A 16,531-nucleotide genomic window follows, 5' to 3' on the forward strand; every position below is an offset into this window, starting at 1 on the left:
GGACGTTTGCCGCATTGTGTCGTTTGGTCGCATATCAGCCAAAACGGCCGATGCTGTCCAGTGACATCCCCCGGTGGTCCCGTTAGCGGGGCGTCGGGACCGTCCCGCCCAGCGCGGCCGTCAGTTCGGCGGCGACGTCCCGCACGATTTGCCCGATTTCCGGCAACCTCTGGTCGGTCAACCGGCTGGTCATGCCGGAGACCGAAATCGCTGCGAGCGGCTCGGCGCAGTCATTGTAGACGACTGCGGCAACACAGCGCAGGCCCATGCAGGCCTCTTCATCGTCGAGCGCGTAGCCCTGCTTGCGGATCTTTTCGAGCTCCTTGAACAGGTCGCTCGGCCGCACGATCGACTTCTCGGTCAGGCGGGGCATGCCGTGGTGGCGGATGACGGCGCCGACGTCCTCGTCGGAATAGGTCGCGAGCACCGCCTTGCCGACGCCGGAGGTCACCATGGGGACGCGGCCGCCGACCTGGGTCAGCGAGCGCATGATCTCGCGGCTCTCCATGCGGGTCAGCACGATGATGAATTCGTCGTCGACGACGGCGAGATTGGCGGTCTCGCGGGTGAGATCGCGCAGCTTGCGCAAGTAAGGGATAGCCTGCGTGGAGAAATTGCGCCGCCGCGCGAAGCTCGCGCCGACCGTGAAACTGCGCACGCCGACATGCCATTTGGACTCGGCGCGGTCGAACTGCACGAAGCGTCGGCTTTCCAGCGTCGCCAGCAGGCGGTGCACGGTCGAGGCCGACAGACCGGTACGGATCGCGAGATCGCTGAGGCGATAGCCTTCGTCGTCCTCGGCCAGCGTTTCAAGGATCGACAGCGCGCGGTCGACGGACTGCACGCCACCGTCGCGGTCGGCCTCCGATGCCGATCGTGTTTCTTGCGATTTGCGCCGGATCACGTTCTTGCTCATCGCGACCTGCATTTGCCAATCAGACAAGACGCGAGCCGCCTCTTCTCCCTCGCCCCGTTCTTACGGGGCTGCGACGAGCTTCGCTCGCGCTGAGAGGGTCGGGGTGAGGGGCTATCTCCGCAAACACGGTGAGAGACGGACTCGCGGAGAGTCCCCCTCACCCGGAATTTGCTGCGCAAATTCCGGCCTCTCCCCGCAAGCGGGGAGAGGCGAAGACAGCGTTAGAGCAGCCCTGCCCCGCGCGCCCACTTGTACTTGGCGCCCAACACCTCGACCGGCAGCTCGGTCGAATAGGCATAGGCCGGGATGCCGTGCTGGTAGAGATATTCGGCGGCTTCCTCGACTTCGACGTCGCCGGCCAGCGAGGCGACCATGGGCTTCACAAAACCCTTGGCCTCCATCTCCTTCTTCACCTCGACCATGTTGCGGGCGAACACCATCGGCGGGGTGACGATGGTGTGCCAATAGCCGAGGATCAGCGCGTGGATGCGCTCATCCGACAGGCCGAGCTTGACCGTGTTGACATAGGTGATCGGCGGCTCGCCGCCGGTGATATCCACAGGATTTCCGGCCGCCCCGAACGGCGGGATGAACTTGCGGAACGCCGCATCCAGATCCGGCGGCATCGACATCAGCGACAGGCCGTTGTCGACGCAGGAATCCGACAGCAGCACGCCCGAGCCGCCGGCACCGGTGATGATGAGCACGTTCTCGCCCTTCGGCGTTGGCAGCACCGGCACGCCGCGGGCGAATTCGAGCAACTGGCGCAGGGACCGCGCGCGGATCACGCCGGACTGCTTGAACACGTCCTCGTAGATCCGGTCGTTACCGGCGAGCGCGCCGGTGTGCGAGGACGCCGCCTTCGCGCCGGCCGAGGTGCGGCCGGCCTTGAGCACGACGACTGGCTTCTTCTTGGAGACGCGTTTTGCCGCTTCCGCGAAGGCGCGGCCGTCCTTGAGGTCTTCGCAGTGCTGCGCGATCAAATTGGTGTTCGGGTCCTGCTCGAAGAAAGCGAGCAGATCGTCCTCGTCGATATCGGACTTGTTGCCGAGGCCGACGATCGCCGAGACGCCCATCTTGGCCGAGCGCGAGAAGCCGATGATGGCCATGCCAATGCCGCCCGACTGCGACGACAGCGCCGCGTGGCCCTTCACGTCATAGGCAGTGCAGAAGGTCGCGCAGAGATTGGCCGGCGTGTAGTAGAAGCCGTAGATGTTCGGCCCCATCAGGCGGATGTCGTACTTCTTGCCGACTTCGACGATCTCGGCCTGGAGCTCGGGCGCGCCGGCCTCCGCAAAGCCTGACGGGATCAGCACCGCACCCGGAATTTTCTTCTCGCCGCATTCGGTCAGCGCGGCGGCGACGAACTTTGCAGGGATCGCGAACACCGCGACGTCGATCACGCCCGGCACGTCCTTGACGCTCTTGTAGGCCTTGTAGCCGAGGATCTCGGCGGCCTTGGGATGGATCGGAATGATCTCGCCTTTGTAACCGCCGTTGATGAGGTTCTTCATCACGGAGTTGCCGATCTTGCCGTCCTCCGCCGAGGCGCCGATTACGGCGACCGCCTTCGGCTGCATGATGCGGTTCATCGCCGCGACAATCTCTTCGGTCGGGCGCGGCTTCGGCTTGGGCACATAAGCGAAGTCGACGACGATACGGACGTCGGCGGCGGTTGCGCCCTTCGGGGTCGCGAACACAGGGTTGAGGTCGAGCTCGACGATTTCAGGGAAATCGGTGACGAGCTGCGAGACCTTGACGATGACATCGGCCAGCGCCGTGCGGTTCACCGGCTCACTGCCGCGCACGCCCTTCAGGATCTCATGCGCCTGGATGCCGTCGAGCATCGAGAGCGCGTCTTCCTTGGTCGCGGGCGCGAGGCGGAAGGTGATGTCCTTCAAGACTTCGACCAGCACGCCGCCGAGGCCGAAGGCGACCAGCTTGCCGAACGAGCCGTCGGTGATCGAGCCGACGATGACTTCGGTGCCGCCAGCCAGCATCTGCTGCACCTGGACGCCCTCGATCTTGGCGTCCGACTTGTACTTCTTGGCGTTCCCGAGGATGGTCTCGTAGGCCTTCTCGGCCTCCTCGGCCGTCTTGAGGCCGACGATGACGCCGCCGGCTTCGGTCTTGTGGAGGATGTCCGGCGAGACGATCTTCATCACGACCGGGAAGCCCATCGCGGCGGCCATCTTGCCGGCTTCGCCCGCCGACTTGGCCACGCCCTCCTTCGGCACCGGAATGCCGTAGGCGTCGCAGACCAGCTTGCCTTCCGGCGCCGTCAGGCTGGTGCGGTTGTCCGCCTTGACCTGGTCAAGCACCTTGCGGACGGCATCTTTGGAATTGGACATGTGGCTTCTCCCTTGACCTCAGTTCGTTCTTTGCAAAGCGCGCGCGTGGTTAGCGGCTGCCCGTGATGCTTGCCATTCGCCGCGCTCTGTTCCATGCGGCGGAACGGAGTGGCATAAGCCCTGAGACTACTCCGCCGGCTTGGATCAAAAATGGCTGGCGATGGCATTTGGTATGCCAGAAGCCAACTTGTCAAGCCAGTGCACAGCTTAGAACGCCGCAAAAAATAGCCGGCTTGACATTCTGGCATGTGGTATGCCAAAAACTTTCCCGTAAATATTCCTGTAAAAGACGACTCCCACTGGAGGAGATTCGTCGTGTCACAACGGAAACCAACCAAGGCGTTGCCGAACATGGCCGAGGCAGACATCGCAATCGTTCGTATTGCCCCGGAGAGCAGCTTCAAGAACAAGGCGTATGACGCCTTGAAGGAAGCCATCCTCAAGATGGACATCTACTCGACGCCCGAGCCTGTGATGCTCGACGAGCGCGCGCTGTCCGAACGGCTGGGCGTCAGCCGCACACCGATCCGCGAAGCGATCGCGATGCTCGAGCAGGACGGATTCGTGAAGACGGTGCCGCGCCGCGGCATCATGGTGGTGCGCAGGACCAAGAGCGAGATCGTCGACATGATCCGCGCCTGGGCGGCGCTGGAGAGCATGGCCGCGCGCCTCATCACCACCACCGCACGCAAGAAGGACATCACGGCGCTGCGCGACTTCTTCAAGGACTTCGGCAAGGACCGTCTGCCCGAGGATCACGTCGAGGAATATTCGCGCGCCAACATCGCCTTCCACCAGGCGCTGATCTCGCTGTCGGAATCCCCCGTGCTGGTCGATCTCACCAACGACCTGTTGCTGCACGTGCGCGGCTACCGGCAGCTGACCATCGGCCGCAAGGACCGCACCGCGACCTCCCTGCCCGAGCATCTCGGCATCATCGAAGCGCTGGAAGCGCGCGACACCGAGCTCGCCGAGAAGCGCGCCCGCGATCACACCCTTGGCCTTGCCGCTTACGTCGAGGCGCATGGCCAGGAACTGTTCACTTAGCAACGTTCACCAGAAGGGCGAACAACTCGCCCCACTACCTTGAGACCAGGGAGACAAGGCCCATGCTGAATACCGCGACCAAGTCCGAAGCACCGGGCACCGAGCAGGAACTGACGGATGGCTTCCATCTCGTCATCGACGCGCTCAAGCTGAACGGCATCAACACCATCTATAATGTGCCGGGCATCCCGATCACGGATTTGGGCCGCATGGCGCAGGCCGCCGGTATTCGCGTGATCTCCTTCCGCCACGAGCAGAACGCCGGTTACGCCGCAGGCATCGCCGGCTACCTCACCAAGAAGCCCGGCGTCTGCCTTACCGTCTCCGCGCCGGGCTTCCTCAACGGTCTCACCGCGCTCGCCCACGCCACCACCAACTGCTACCCGATGATTCTGGTCTCGGGCTCCTCCGAGCGCGAGATCGTCGACCTCCAGCAGGGCGACTACGAGGAAATGGACCAGCTCGCGATCGCGAAGCCGCTGTGCAAGGCGGCCTATCGCGTGCTGCACGTTCAGGATATCGGCATCGGCTTTGCCCGCGCCATCCGCGCCGCAGTCTCGGGCCGTCCGGGCGGCGTCTATCTCGACCTGCCGGCAAAACTGTTCGGCCAGGTGATGAACGCCGATGCCGGCCAGAAGTCGCTGGTCAAGGTGATCGACGCGGCGCCCGCGCAGATCCCCTCGCCCGCTTCGGTCAAGCGTGCGCTCGACGTGCTGAAGAGCGCAAAGCGTCCGCTCATCATCCTCGGCAAGGGCGCGGCCTACGCGCAGGCCGATGAAGAAATCAAAAACTTCGTCGAGAAGAGCGGCGTGCCCTTCCTGCCCATGAGCATGGCCAAGGGCCTGCTCCCCGACACGCATCCGCAATGTGCCGGCGCGGCCCGCTCGACGGTGCTGAAAGAGTCCGACGTCGTCATGCTGATCGGCGCGCGGCTGAACTGGCTGCTCTCGCACGGCAAGGGCAAGAGCTGGGGCGAAGCGCCGAAGAAGTTCATCCAGGTCGACATCGAGCCGAAGGAAATGGACTCCAACGTCGAGATCGTCGCGCCCGTCGTCGGCGACATCGGCTCGGTCGTCTCCGCCTTCAACCAGGCGATGGGCGCAGGCTGGACCGCCCCGCCCGCCGAATGGACCAAGGCGATTACATCCAAGCGCGAAGAGAACATCGCCAAGATGGCGCCGAAGCTCATGAACAACAAGTCGCCGATGGACTATCACGGCGCGCTCGGCGTGCTGAAGAATGTCATCAAAGATCACCCCGAGGCGATCCTCGTCAACGAAGGGGCCAACACGCTCGACCTCGCCCGCGGCGTCATCGACATGTACCGCCCGCGCAAGCGTCTCGACGTCGGCACCTGGGGTGTGATGGGCATCGGCATGGGCCAGGCGATCGCGGCAGCCCTCGAGACCGGCCATCCCGTGCTCGCAGTGGAAGGCGACAGCGCGTTCGGCTTCTCCGGCATGGAGGTCGAGACCATCTGCCGCTACAACCTTCCGATCTGCGTCGTCATCTTCAACAATGACGGCATCTATCGCGGCACCGACGTCAACGGCGCCAACTCGGATCCGGCGACGACGGTGTTCGTCAAGGGCGCGCGCTACGACAAGATGATGGAAGCTTTTGGCGGCGTCGGCGTAAACGCGACCTCGCCGGATGAACTGAAGCGCGCGGTCAACGACGCCATGACCTCCGGCAAGCCGACGCTCATCAACGCGGTGATCGATCCGGCCGCGGGCTCGGAGAGCGGCCGCATCGGCAACCTCAATCCGCAGAGCGTTCTGCAGAAGAAGAAGTAACTCCGGGTCATTCCCCGCCCAGGCGGGGAATCCAGTATTCGCCGGACCATCCATTGTGGCGAGCACTGAGCCCAACCGAAACGACAGCGAATACTGGATGCCCGCCTTCGCGGGCATGACGGAAACAGAGTGGTAACAGGAGCAATACGATGACTAAAGCGCTCAAGGGCGTTCGCATTCTCGATTTCACCCACGTCCAGTCCGGACCGACCTGCACGCAGTTGCTGGCCTGGTTCGGCGCCGACGTGATCAAGGTGGAACGTCCGGGCGTGGGTGACATCACCCGCGGTCAGCTGCAGGACATCCCGAACGTGGACAGCCTGTATTTCACCATGCTCAACCACAACAAGCGCTCGATCACGCTCGACACCAAGAACCCCAAGGGCAAGGAAGTCCTCACCGAGTTGATCAAGAAGTGCGACGTGCTGGTGGAAAACTTCGGCCCCGGCGTGCTCGACCGCATGGGCTTCCCCTGGGAGAAGATCCAGGCGATCAACCCCAAGATGATCGTCGCCTCGATCAAGGGCTTCGGTCCCGGCCCCTACGAAGACTGCAAGGTCTATGAGAACGTCGCGCAGTGCACCGGCGGCGCCGCCTCCACTACCGGCTTCCGCGATGGCCTGCCGCTCGTCACCGGCGCGCAGATCGGAGATTCCGGCACCGGCCTGCATCTGGCGCTCGGCATCGTCACGGCGCTCTATCAGCGCACGCATTCGGGCAAGGGCCAGAAGGTCACCGCCGCGATGCAGGACGGCGTGCTCAACCTCGCCCGCGTCAAGCTGCGCGACCAGCAGCGCCTCGCCCACGGCCCGCTCAAGGAATACAGCCAGTTCGGCGAAGGCATTCCGTTCGGGGATGCCGTGCCGCGCGCCGGCAACGATTCCGGCGGTGGCCAGCCCGGCCGCATCCTGAAGTGCAAGGGCTGGGAGACCGATCCCAACGCCTACATCTACTTCATCACCCAGGCCCCGGTCTGGGAGAAGATCTGCGACGTGATCGGCGAACCCACCTGGAAGACCGATCCGAACTACGCCAAGCCCCCGGCCCGCCTGCCGCGCCTGAACGAGATCTTCGCGCGCATCGAACAGTGGACGATGACCAAGACCAAGTTCGAGGCGATGGAGATCCTCAACAAGGACGACATCCCCTGCGGCCCGATCCTGTCGATGAAGGAGATCGCCGAGGATCAGTCGCTGCGCGCGACCGGCACCGTCGTCGAGGTCGATCACCCGACCCGCGGCAAGTACATCTCGGTCGGCAACCCGATCAAGCTGTCGGATAGCCCGAGCGACGTGCAGCGCTCCCCGCTGCTCGGCGAGCACACCGACGAGATCCTGCGCTCGGTGCTCGGCTTCAGCGACCACCAGGTCGCCGATATCCACAAGTCCGGCGCGCTCGACCCGCCGCAGAAGCAGGCCGCTGAGTAAGTGGGAGCACTCTGACGCGAGACAAAAGGGCCGCCTGTCGAGGCGGCCCTTTTTGCATGAGAACACCTGCCATCACCGGCCCCCAACTAAAAAGTCGAAAAACAACCCCATGCACAGTAGCTAACTCCTTGGGCTAAAAGGGATTGCTGATTTTGCGAAATTCCCTTTGACGCGTCGGGCAAAACAGGGGTATTATGCCATCGTCCACAGATACGGATGTCAGGCTCGGCAAAGAGCTTGCGCCCTTCACCCGCCGTTTGCCATCGTCTGAAACGACACTGCGAATGTCCAGAACGCTTCGCCGAGCAGCTGGACCGTCTGGCGTTGAACCCCGGGGAATGTTCGACCAGCCGACGTTGAATTAAGATTGGTTTGGAGGAACCGATACGATGACCCACGGTTATTCTCCTGACCGGTGCGCTCTCGGAAGTGCGGGCGCGCCTCCTTCCAGCGAGTGACTGCGCGCCTCGCACGAGATCTGTCCAACGCTGAAGACTTGGCCGCCGTCTCGCCCGGAGGGTGTCTATCCCCGTCAGCGTAGGCGCCGGAGACGTGGCATTCAGCTGCCGTCCGGACCACGCTTGTTGATCAAATCGAGGTCGAAATGTTGAGAGATCAATCCTCTGATCGCGCAAAGCGCGAAGCCAACAAGGCGTTCAAGCCCGTCAAAACCCAAAAACCGATGAGTGACTATGCGAAGGACCAGCAATCCTTCCACGAGAATCGCGAACGACTGAAAGCGGAGCGATTGGCCCGCGAGGCCAAGCGCAAGAGCCACTCCGAATAGCAGCGTTGTGGACCAGCGTGAAGCGGTTCTCCAAAGAGATGATGCTTGAACAATAACCTGAAGCGCGACGACGATTCCCGTCTCATCATGCTTTAGAGCATCGAGAGCACGACGACCCCGTCTTCGAGCTCTCCCGAAGCGAGCCGCGTCCGCGCGATGCGCTCGAACTCCGTCCGATATTTCTGAAGATAGCTGAAGGCCTGCTTCTGCGTCTGAAACGTGGTGGCCAGTCGGCACATCTGCCGGCCCGCACCAAGCGCGAGAAAGAAGGTGATGGTGCCACCGCTGTCCGATTTAACTTGAGGCATGACCCGCATCCTTTGCATGTGACCGGTCCTCTCCAGATGTCGTCGGCACAATGGAGTCGACTATCGCGGCAGCTTCTTGTTGCGCTTGGCCTTTGCAGGCGCCGGCAACGATGCTTGTAGGGCCGCCTCAGCCGCCTCCTTGGCTTCGCGCAGTTCTCGAAGCCGCGCCATATTCTTGCGAACGTCGACGGCCTGCTTTTCGGCATCCGCCATGGCTCGCGCGCCTTCTTCAGCGGCCAAACGTTGACGATTGGACCGCGCAATAGCTTCGGGCGACGGTTCAGCCGACCTCTTGGCCCTCATTGTTCACCTACCCGACAACGGACAAAACCCGCTCAATCCGGGGATCGAGCGGGTAGCGTGGCCGTTTCAGTACATCCGTGAAACGGCGCCAGGGCCCCTAGGCCAGCGAGAGATTCTCTGCGCTGACCTTGCCCCGCATCTTGTCGGTCTTGAGCTCGAAGTTGACCTTTTGGCCCTCGGCGAGACCCGCAAGACCAGCCCGCTCGACCGCGCTGACGTGAACGAACACATCATTGCCGCCGTCGTCGGGTTGAATGAATCCGAAGCCCTTTTGGCCGTTGAACCACTTCACAGTACCTGTCGTCATGTTCTTCTCCAAAGCGCACACGCGCACGTTCCGCGTGATCGTCACGCAGAAAAATTCAATTCGTCGATGTCTCTGGAAAAAGGAGCCCGCGGGCGCATTCAACAAGGCACAGCGGCTGAACGAACAGACACAACGTATACCCCGTCATGGTCACTTACAAGGCTTTGGCCAGATATAGTTGCAAGCTCCGACTCTGGCAAAAGTTTCACGCGTTCGAGGACTCGCGCTGGTGCAGCACCAATAGGGAACCGCGGGTACAAGCTTTCGGCCGCCGCACCGTGAGCGCAACGACCAAGAGCCAAAAGCGTGCTGCGCAACGGAAGCCGCAATCCGGACCCTGAATGATCGGAGAACGACAGCAATTGTCGCTGCAATGATCAGGATTTCTTACTCAAGTCGTTCTTGCCGCACGGCATTGTTCTTGAAACACTATCGCCTCGGCCGCCCGGGCTCGGCGCCCGCCAGCCAAAAAGAACGCTAGCCACCTGGGAAATTTGTCTAACGGTTCCAGCGTCGAATACGACGAGCGCTCGATCGGCTCCTTTCGAGGCATGGAGTCTTCAAGCAATTTCATGATGAGCGGCCCGATTGGCTTGTCAGGCGCTGCTTGCTCGACGATGCCCATCCTCCCGATCATAACGCTCAACGCTCTCCGAACTGCTCGCGAAAGAACTTCACTAAGGTCGCGTTGAACTCGCGATGAAATGTTGCGCGGTCAAATCCCGCGGGCACGTCGGTGCAGATGCGTGGGACTGCCGCTGCAAGCTGGGGCGAGCAAAGCGCGAGAAATGCAAAGTGCCCGGCCGGCACGACGTGAATGTCAGGCTTGCCGGGCAGCCCCTCCGCGACGCGCGACGTGCCCGAACCGTCCCCGACAGCCGGGAGGCGCCGAACTGCGATCGCCAGAACTGGAAAGGCGCGTTGACGACGGCGAGGTGTTCCCGTCAGGACGGCCTGCCGCAGAAGCAGGCCGCGGAGTAGGCGGTTCACATCGATCAAGGGCCGCCGTTTCGGCGGCACTTTCTTTTCGAATGCTAACCGGGCGCCAGCGTCTGTCCGACCGCATAGAGCGAGCATTCTTTCCATGCGGCCATGCATTGGCGCATCGCCTCGGTCTTCGCGTCGTCAACCGTTCGCTGGTTGGAGGTAATTGACGAACAATGACCTTCCCGATTCCAGGCATATGCCTTGATGTCGGTCCACGCCTTCACATAAGCATCGAAATAGATCGTGCACGCAGCGTTGAGGGGCGTCGGCGCCGGAATGGCGGCGGGTGGAGGCAATTCGACAACCAGCGAGGTCGGCAGCCGCAACCGGTTCAGGAAGTTCTCCACCGCAGGCCACCAGATGTCGGCGGGACCCATCGGCACCATGGCATGCCCATCGACACCGAAGGGCGGCAAGATCTGAAACTGCGCCGGTGCGCCGGAGGAGACGTAAGCATCGAACATGCGACGGCCCAACGCCGGCGGAGCATTCTGATCGTTCTCCGAATAGACCCACAGCGCCGGAATTCGCGCCGCGCGGCCAAAGATGCCGGCGTCCGCCACGAGATGGTCCGGGCTGCACGTACGACCCGGGACCGAGCCGTGAGCCCCCTCGAAATTGAGGACGCCGATGACGCCGGCAGGATTGCTTGCCGCCGCGGCCGTCACCGCAAAGCCCCCCGTCGAATGTCCCATTAGCAGGACCCGATCGGGCTCGACCCAGGGCTCACTACGAAGCGTGGCAACAACGCCGATGACGTCTTCAGCCGCGATCCGCCCAACGGCTAGATAGTCCCGATCATCGCATGGTCCGGAAAGTGCCTCGGCAAACGGTCCCTCTGAACGACCGAAACCCCGACGCATGATCGATGCGACGGCATAACCGCGCTGTGCAAACGCGACGGCAGGATTGAGAAGATCGACCGGCGATTGTCGCGCTGCGGCCGCGCGAAACGCTTGCCCGGTGGCAGGATTTGTACCGTGAATCAGCAGAACCAGCGGAAAGCGCCCGGGCCGGTCCGGGCGAATGATCATGGTTTCAAGCTTGACCTGACTTCCATCGGCGAGCGTGATCGGGATCAGCCGATCTTCGCGAACGAGGCCCGACAGCGCGGGATCGGCCGCAGCCGGAGACAGCAGAAGCCCAAGCACACCCATCACACAGCCAAGTCGTCTCACCCTCGCCTCCCCGAACTCAATGCTCAGTGATCGCCGCCAGCGAGCTGCTCACGGAAGAACTTCACTACGGCCGCGTCGAACTCGCGGTGAAAGGCCACCCGATCAAAGCCTTCAGGATCCGAGCACACCTGCGGCCTCAATGCTGCGAGCTCCGTCGTGCAGGGCGGCAGAAATGCGTAGTGACCGGCCCCAACGACGTGAATATCAGGCTTGCCCGGCAGACTACGGGTTACGTATGCGACGCCGGTCGCATTGACGCCCCCTCCCCCTAGTTCGGATCGCCAGACCTGCAGCGGGATTCCGATGCCCGCCAGATTTTCGGGTGTGAATGAAAAACTCACAGCAGGATCGACGATCACTGCGGCCTTGATCCGGGCATCGTGTGGCGGGTCGGGAGGAATCTCGCCAGCGCGCAGTTGCTCGCAGACTGTCGATTTGTTCTCTTGCTTACAATTGGGGGCAAACCTGCGAAAATCGGGCTGACCGCCGACCAGAACCAGTCCGGTAAAGCCGCCCAGAGAGAAGCCGAACAAACCAACCTTGACGGGATCGATAGCGGCCCTGTCCTTCCATTCGTGCAGCATGAAATCCAGCAGGCGGACCATATGTACTGGACGCGATGACCAGACCGACATCCCGCGCTCCGACATGTCGTTGGTGTTGTTGCCTGGATGGTTGATCGCCGCGACGACAAAGCCGGCGTTTGCCAGCGCTTCTATGATGTCGAGGTGAAGGGCGAAGTAGCCGCTATTTCCATGGGAGACGATAACCAGTGGCAGTTTGGTCCCCGTGATGGGACAGTCCTTCGCTCCCTCCAGCCAATCGACTGTGGGCACTGAAAGCCTGCCAAGCGCCACATGCGTCGGCTCCGCCGCGCAGGGATACCAGATCGCGCCCGACAGCGCCGGATCGGACTCCAGGAGCTGAATGCCTGCGGCGTCCGCCGGCGAGCCAAGACAACAGAGAGTGACGACGAAAGCCCAAAGCGTGCTGCGCAACGGAAGCCCCCTGATTTCGCGCAGGAGTTGAACGAGGAACGATAGCGGAATTGTGGCTCAGCTTGTCACGCGGGCACACCTTCGCCGCTATTGGCGTTGAGGCAAACTGCCCGCAAAAAGGGAGGGCTATCGCATATGGTGCGAACGATGCTTCGGCGTCGGGACTCGGCTCCCTCTCCCGCTTGCCGGGGGAGGGCTGGGGTGGGGATATCTCCGCGGCGGGATTGTCGAGAAATGCGGAGGCTGTCCCTGGGTGGCAAGAGCCCTCACCCGCCGCGCTTTGCGAGCGCGTCGGCCTCTCCCGCAAGCGGGAGAGGCGAAGCACCTCCGTCGCGGCGGCGATCAAGCCTCATCCCATCATGCTTAGCAACCCGGCCGAACAAGACTCGACCAAAAAAATCCGAGACGCTTGTCGGATCGGCAGCTTCCCCGTCGTCCTCGTGACATGAATGGGCCATAGACGCCAAACTCGGGCCCATCAATCACTGAGGATAACAATCATGCCCAGCACGATCCGCTTGCACCGCGTCCTGGCCACTAGCCCGGAGAAAGTCTATCGCGCCTTCCTGGAGGCCGATGCGATGGCGAAATGGCTTCCGCCGAACGGCTTCACCTGCACCGTGCATCATTTCGAGCCCAAGGTCGGCGGCACGTTCAAGATGTCGTTCCGGAATTTCACCACAGGCAACGGCCATTCGTTCGGCGGTGAATATGTCGAGCTCGTGCCCGGCGAACGCATCCGCTACACCGACAAGTTCGACGATCCCAATTTGCCGGGCCTGATCGAGGTGACCGTGGTCTTGAAGAAGGTCTCGGTCGGCACCGAACTCGACATCACGCAGGCCGGCATCCCCGACGTCATCCCGCCGGAGGCCTGTTATCTCGGCTGGCAGGAATCGCTGCGCAACCTGGCCCGGCTCGTCGAGCCTGAGATCAACCAATAGCGACGACATGAGTATTGTAGCAACCATTAGAATGGCTCGTCTGCGCCTGCCATGATGACGCCGTGCTCGCGTCCGTCAAGGCGTGGCCTGGCAACAGACCATGTGAGGTTCGAGCGAGCGACGGCCATCCTTGACGGACGCTGCGCGCGACGTCATGAGGGGCCGTAGGTCGGGACGAAGAAGCGCGTCCCGGTCGAACTAAGAAGCAGAAAGTGATCCTACCGGCGGTTCGCCGCACCACGGCGGTACCGCGGGCCACCACCGTGTTGGCGAAGATCAGCATCTTCCTGGCGCAGGCAACGAGCGCGCGCTTGTGTTCCTTTCCGGCTGCGGTCAGCCTCTGGTAGAGCTGGATCAGCTGCGGGTTCCATCGAAACGATGCAGCCAGTGAAGCCGTATAAAGGGCGCGACGCAGCCGCTTGCGTCCGCCCTCGATATGCCGCACCCCGACCTGGTCGCCGCTGTCGTCGTCATAGGGCGCCAGCCCGGCGAGAGCGACAGCTTGCTCCCGCGTGATCCGGCCGATCTCTGGCAGACGCACCAGGATGGCAACGGCGGTCGGCAGCCCGATGCCGTCGACGCTGTTGATCAGCGCAAGCCTCTTGGCAAGGTCGGGATGCTCGCGGAGCGAGGCGACCAGAGCCTTGAGTGCGGCCCTCTCACGTTGCTCCAGACGAGTGATATCTTTGCGCCAGAGCTGGTTAATCGCCACATTACGGCAGCTCTCGATCCTGTTCTTGAGGCGCGCAATATCCTCGCCGATCTGATCGATCATGGTCAGTTGCTCGGCGAATGGCAGCAACCGAGGATCGGGAGCGGCATGGATCTTCCGCACCGCTGCGGTGCAAGCTGCGATAAGGGCGGCATCGATCTTATCGTTCTTGGCTCGCTGCAAGTGGAATTTGGCATAGCCCCGGACCTGAGCCGGCTGAAACACCACAACCACAAACCCCTTGCGTCGCAGTTCGGCGACGACAGGCTGTTCGTAACCGCCACTCGCCTCGATGCCGATGCGTTTGACGCGCTGCTGTCGCAGCCACGTCAGCAAAGCCTCATGGCCTTCCGCCGTGTTCTTCACCTGCAACTGCTCGCCGCGGCCCTCGATCGCCACATCGAGCTTCCGTTTGCCGGTATCGATCCCGGCACAGATCGTGCTATGCTTGGCCATCTTCGTCGATCCCTCCCTTGTTATGCGAACCTTAAGTTCGTTCAACCATTCGGGTCCCGATGAAGTGCCGATCGCGATCTCGCTACGTCAGACAGCCCTCAAGGCTTCGGTGGGTACCGATCCGATCGAACGGCGACCCAGCTCGGGCGGCTACCCGGGCTGGGCCATTCCTCACGGAACGGTTCAATATAACCGATCAGGCTAATACAAGGGTGGGCAAAGCGCAGCGTACCCACCAATGCTCTCTCAACCCGGAAAGATGGTGGGCACGGCGCTCCGCGACTTTGCCCACCCTACGGCACTGTTCGATGGGACGCGCGGATCTACCCACGTCGTCATTGCGAGCGCAGCGAAGCAATCCAGAATCGTTCTGCGGAGGGACTCTGGATTGCTTCGCTGCGCTCGCAATGACGGAGAATGAGGAAGTTTCCGAGAGAACAACTCACATCGAGTCTGCAGATATCTACACAGCCCAACTGCGGTTGCCAGTGAAGCAGATCCGACTGATTGCGAACGATTGTTACGCGCCTGTCCTCGGCTCGATCCCGCCACTCGCCGTCCATCGGCCCGGATCAGGACTATGTCCGATCAGCGCCAGCCCGTAGGCGATCGACTCGAACTGGTCGCCCGACATCAGCCGTTCGTTGCCGAACCGCTCGGCGAACAGCTTTCGGACGGCGGGCACGAAGGACGTGCCGCCGGTCAAGAACACTTTCTCCACCTCGCGCGCGGTGATGCCGGCCTCGCCCAGCACCTTGTCGACGGTGGCTCCCAACCGGGCAATGTCGTCGGCGATCCAAGATTCGAAATTCTTCCGTGTGATGGTCGCGCCGATGTCGACCCCGCCGCCCCTGAAGCGGAAGTCCACCTCGTCCTGCGCGGACAGCGCCACCTTGGCGTCGGACACCGCGCGGTACAGCGAAAAGCCGAGGTCGAGATCGACGATGGTGATGAAGTCCTCGAGCAGAGCCGGCTTCAGCGCGGTGCGCGCAAGCTCGCGGAGCTCGCGCAAATCGCCGTTGCTCTTCATCATCGCGAGCTGATGCCAGCGCGCGAGGTTGGTGTAGTGGCCGCTGGGGACCGGCAACACCTTGTCGAACGAGCGGAAGCTGGAGCCCTTGCCGAGGCGCGGCGAGACGACATGGTCGACAATACGGTAATCGAACGTGTCGCCGGCGATGCCGATGCCGGCGTGTCCGAGCGGCTCGGCGCGAAGGCTTCCGCCCGCACGCGAGAAACGCATCACGGAGAAATCGCTGGTGCCGCCACCGAAATCCGCAACCAGCACGGTGGCATCGCGCTCCAGCCGGCGGGCGAAGGAGAACGCCGCGCCCACGGGCTCGTAGACGTAGCGGGCGTGGCCGGCGCCGAGACGATCGAACGCGGCCCGGTAGCGCTGCATCGCCAGCGCCTCGTCGGGATTGCCGCCGGCAAAGCGGACGGGGCGGCCGACCGTGATGTTTGCGGCCTCGAAGCCAAACCGGTCCCCGCCACGGCGCGCCAGCGTCCGCAGGAATGCCGCCAAGATGTCCTCGAACTTGTAGCGCTGCCGGAACACCTGGGTGGTGTTGAAGCTGGAACTCGCCGCAAATGTCTTGAACGACTGCAGGAAGCGGTAGACGTGGCGTCCTTCGAGAAATTGCTCGATCGCCCACGGCCCGCCCTCGGCCTGGGCGCCGGCTCCCGGCCGGTCCTCCCAGAAGCACAACGCCGAGACGTAGACGCTGTGGCGCTGACCGCCGTGGTCGAAGCGGATGGCCTCGACCCGGCGATCGTCCGCCGCGAGCGCGACGACCGTATTGCTGGTCCCAAAATCGATGCCGATCGAGACGGCGGGCGAGGCGCTCGACATGAACCACTCTGACAGTTGATTGGATAAGGGGGCGGACCAATAGCGGCTTTGACCTGCCCTGCCAACCCGGTTCATTGAGTCCGTCAGAACAGCCCTTCTTACGGCCACCTATGCTCTGAGTGCGTCACCCATCTCGACGAACGTACTGCTCGAAAAAATCCA

Annotated in this window: 16 protein-coding genes; 5 read left to right on the forward strand and 11 right to left on the reverse strand. The window is 62.7% G+C overall.

Annotated features, from left to right (window positions below):
* Positions 1-82: 82 nt before the first annotated feature.
* Together ACR9YP_RS31965 and ACR9YP_RS31970 are read right to left on the reverse strand one after the other, a co-directional pair.
* Complete coding sequence (locus tag ACR9YP_RS31965) at positions 83-916, reverse strand: IclR family transcriptional regulator (protein ID WP_438109688.1); 834 nt, start codon at positions 914-916, stop codon at positions 83-85.
* A 221-nt stretch (positions 917-1,137) separates the two neighbouring features.
* On the reverse strand, positions 1,138-3,267 hold the full coding sequence (locus ACR9YP_RS31970; RefSeq protein ID WP_128934898.1) for an acetate--CoA ligase family protein: 2,130 nt from the start codon (positions 3,265-3,267) through the stop codon (positions 1,138-1,140).
* 351 nt (positions 3,268-3,618) lie between these two features.
* Here ACR9YP_RS31970 and ACR9YP_RS31975 point away from each other — a divergent pair, with 351 nt between their 5' ends.
* The 4 genes from ACR9YP_RS31975 to ACR9YP_RS31990 all read left to right on the forward strand — a co-directional run bounded on the left by ACR9YP_RS31975 (position 3,619) and on the right by ACR9YP_RS31990 (position 8,324).
* A complete protein-coding gene (locus tag ACR9YP_RS31975; RefSeq protein ID WP_162250091.1) occupies positions 3,619-4,314 on the forward strand; it encodes a GntR family transcriptional regulator in 696 nt (231 codons plus the stop codon).
* 62 nt (positions 4,315-4,376) lie between these two features.
* On the forward strand, positions 4,377-6,110 hold the full coding sequence (oxc, locus tag ACR9YP_RS31980; protein ID WP_474217836.1) for an oxalyl-CoA decarboxylase: 1,734 nt from the start codon (positions 4,377-4,379) through the stop codon (positions 6,108-6,110).
* Positions 6,111-6,259: 149 nt separating this feature from the next.
* The gene (gene frc, locus ACR9YP_RS31985; RefSeq protein ID WP_370990854.1) at positions 6,260-7,537 is read left to right on the forward strand and encodes a formyl-CoA transferase; all 1,278 of its coding nucleotides are present in this window, start codon (positions 6,260-6,262) and stop codon (positions 7,535-7,537) included.
* Between the two features lie 604 nt (positions 7,538-8,141).
* Entirely contained in the window at positions 8,142-8,324 is a 183-nt protein-coding gene (locus ACR9YP_RS31990; protein ID WP_370990853.1) for a hypothetical protein, read from the forward strand.
* 92 nt (positions 8,325-8,416) lie between these two features.
* Here the strand turns inward: ACR9YP_RS31990 and ACR9YP_RS31995 are convergent, their stop codons facing one another.
* The 7 genes from ACR9YP_RS31995 to ACR9YP_RS32025 form a co-directional block, all read right to left on the reverse strand.
* Positions 8,417-8,641, reverse strand: coding sequence for a hypothetical protein (locus tag ACR9YP_RS31995; RefSeq protein WP_370990861.1), 225 nt, complete (start codon positions 8,639-8,641; stop codon positions 8,417-8,419).
* Between the two features lie 51 nt (positions 8,642-8,692).
* Entirely contained in the window at positions 8,693-8,935 is a 243-nt protein-coding gene (locus ACR9YP_RS32000) for a transcriptional regulator (RefSeq protein WP_370990852.1), read from the reverse strand.
* A 97-nt stretch (positions 8,936-9,032) separates the two neighbouring features.
* The gene (locus tag ACR9YP_RS32005) at positions 9,033-9,242 is read right to left on the reverse strand and encodes a cold-shock protein (protein ID WP_091892417.1); all 210 of its coding nucleotides are present in this window, start codon (positions 9,240-9,242) and stop codon (positions 9,033-9,035) included.
* A gap of 391 nt (positions 9,243-9,633) precedes the next feature.
* Positions 9,634-9,867, reverse strand: coding sequence for a hypothetical protein (locus ACR9YP_RS32010; protein WP_438109693.1), 234 nt, complete (start codon positions 9,865-9,867; stop codon positions 9,634-9,636).
* Between the two features lie 17 nt (positions 9,868-9,884).
* Positions 9,885-10,241: an alpha/beta hydrolase gene (locus ACR9YP_RS32015; RefSeq protein WP_438109694.1), complete on the reverse strand. Its 357-nt coding sequence runs from the start codon at positions 10,239-10,241 to the stop codon at positions 9,885-9,887.
* Positions 10,242-10,276: 35 nt separating this feature from the next.
* Complete coding sequence (locus tag ACR9YP_RS32020) at positions 10,277-11,407, reverse strand: alpha/beta hydrolase family protein (protein ID WP_438109696.1); 1,131 nt, start codon at positions 11,405-11,407, stop codon at positions 10,277-10,279.
* Between the two features lie 23 nt (positions 11,408-11,430).
* Positions 11,431-12,405, reverse strand: a complete 975-nt coding sequence (locus ACR9YP_RS32025; RefSeq protein WP_438109697.1) for an alpha/beta hydrolase family protein — start codon at positions 12,403-12,405, stop codon at positions 11,431-11,433.
* A gap of 500 nt (positions 12,406-12,905) precedes the next feature.
* Between ACR9YP_RS32025 and ACR9YP_RS32030 the strand changes: the two genes are divergently transcribed.
* Complete coding sequence (locus ACR9YP_RS32030; protein WP_091892246.1) at positions 12,906-13,349, forward strand: SRPBCC family protein; 444 nt, start codon at positions 12,906-12,908, stop codon at positions 13,347-13,349.
* On the opposite strand, the gene ACR9YP_RS32035 is transcribed toward ACR9YP_RS32030, so the two are convergent.
* Both ACR9YP_RS32035 and ACR9YP_RS32040 read right to left on the reverse strand, forming a co-directional pair.
* Positions 13,339-14,517, reverse strand: coding sequence for an IS110 family RNA-guided transposase (locus ACR9YP_RS32035; protein ID WP_438109699.1), 1,179 nt, complete (start codon positions 14,515-14,517; stop codon positions 13,339-13,341). The genes ACR9YP_RS32030 and ACR9YP_RS32035 overlap by 11 nt on opposite strands.
* Before the next feature lie 520 nt (positions 14,518-15,037).
* Positions 15,038-16,369: an Hsp70 family protein gene (locus ACR9YP_RS32040; protein WP_474217837.1), complete on the reverse strand. Its 1,332-nt coding sequence runs from the start codon at positions 16,367-16,369 to the stop codon at positions 15,038-15,040.
* Positions 16,370-16,531: the final 162 nt, after the last annotated feature.

The sequence above is a fragment of the Bradyrhizobium sp. BR14999 genome (assembly GCF_056106085.1).

Coding starts and splice junctions, on each gene's coding strand:
- ACR9YP_RS31965 (WP_438109688.1), bottom strand. CDS start 916: ATGAGCAAGAACGTGATCCGGCGCAAATCGCAAGAAACACGATCGGCA.
- ACR9YP_RS32040 (WP_474217837.1), bottom strand. CDS start 16,369: ATGTCGAGCGCCTCGCCCGCCGTCTCGATCGGCATCGATTTTGGGACC.
- ACR9YP_RS32030 (WP_091892246.1), top strand. CDS start 12,906: ATGCCCAGCACGATCCGCTTGCACCGCGTCCTGGCCACTAGCCCGGAG.
- ACR9YP_RS32010 (WP_438109693.1), bottom strand. CDS start 9,867: ATGGGCATCGTCGAGCAAGCAGCGCCTGACAAGCCAATCGGGCCGCTC.
- frc (WP_370990854.1), top strand. CDS start 6,260: ATGACTAAAGCGCTCAAGGGCGTTCGCATTCTCGATTTCACCCACGTC.
- ACR9YP_RS31990 (WP_370990853.1), top strand. CDS start 8,142: ATGTTGAGAGATCAATCCTCTGATCGCGCAAAGCGCGAAGCCAACAAG.
- ACR9YP_RS31970 (WP_128934898.1), bottom strand. CDS start 3,267: ATGTCCAATTCCAAAGATGCCGTCCGCAAGGTGCTTGACCAGGTCAAG.
- ACR9YP_RS31995 (WP_370990861.1), bottom strand. CDS start 8,641: ATGCGGGTCATGCCTCAAGTTAAATCGGACAGCGGTGGCACCATCACC.
- oxc (WP_474217836.1), top strand. CDS start 4,377: ATGCTGAATACCGCGACCAAGTCCGAAGCACCGGGCACCGAGCAGGAA.
- ACR9YP_RS32005 (WP_091892417.1), bottom strand. CDS start 9,242: ATGACGACAGGTACTGTGAAGTGGTTCAACGGCCAAAAGGGCTTCGGA.
- ACR9YP_RS32035 (WP_438109699.1), bottom strand. CDS start 14,517: ATGGCCAAGCATAGCACGATCTGTGCCGGGATCGATACCGGCAAACGG.
- ACR9YP_RS31975 (WP_162250091.1), top strand. CDS start 3,619: ATGGCCGAGGCAGACATCGCAATCGTTCGTATTGCCCCGGAGAGCAGC.
- ACR9YP_RS32000 (WP_370990852.1), bottom strand. CDS start 8,935: ATGAGGGCCAAGAGGTCGGCTGAACCGTCGCCCGAAGCTATTGCGCGG.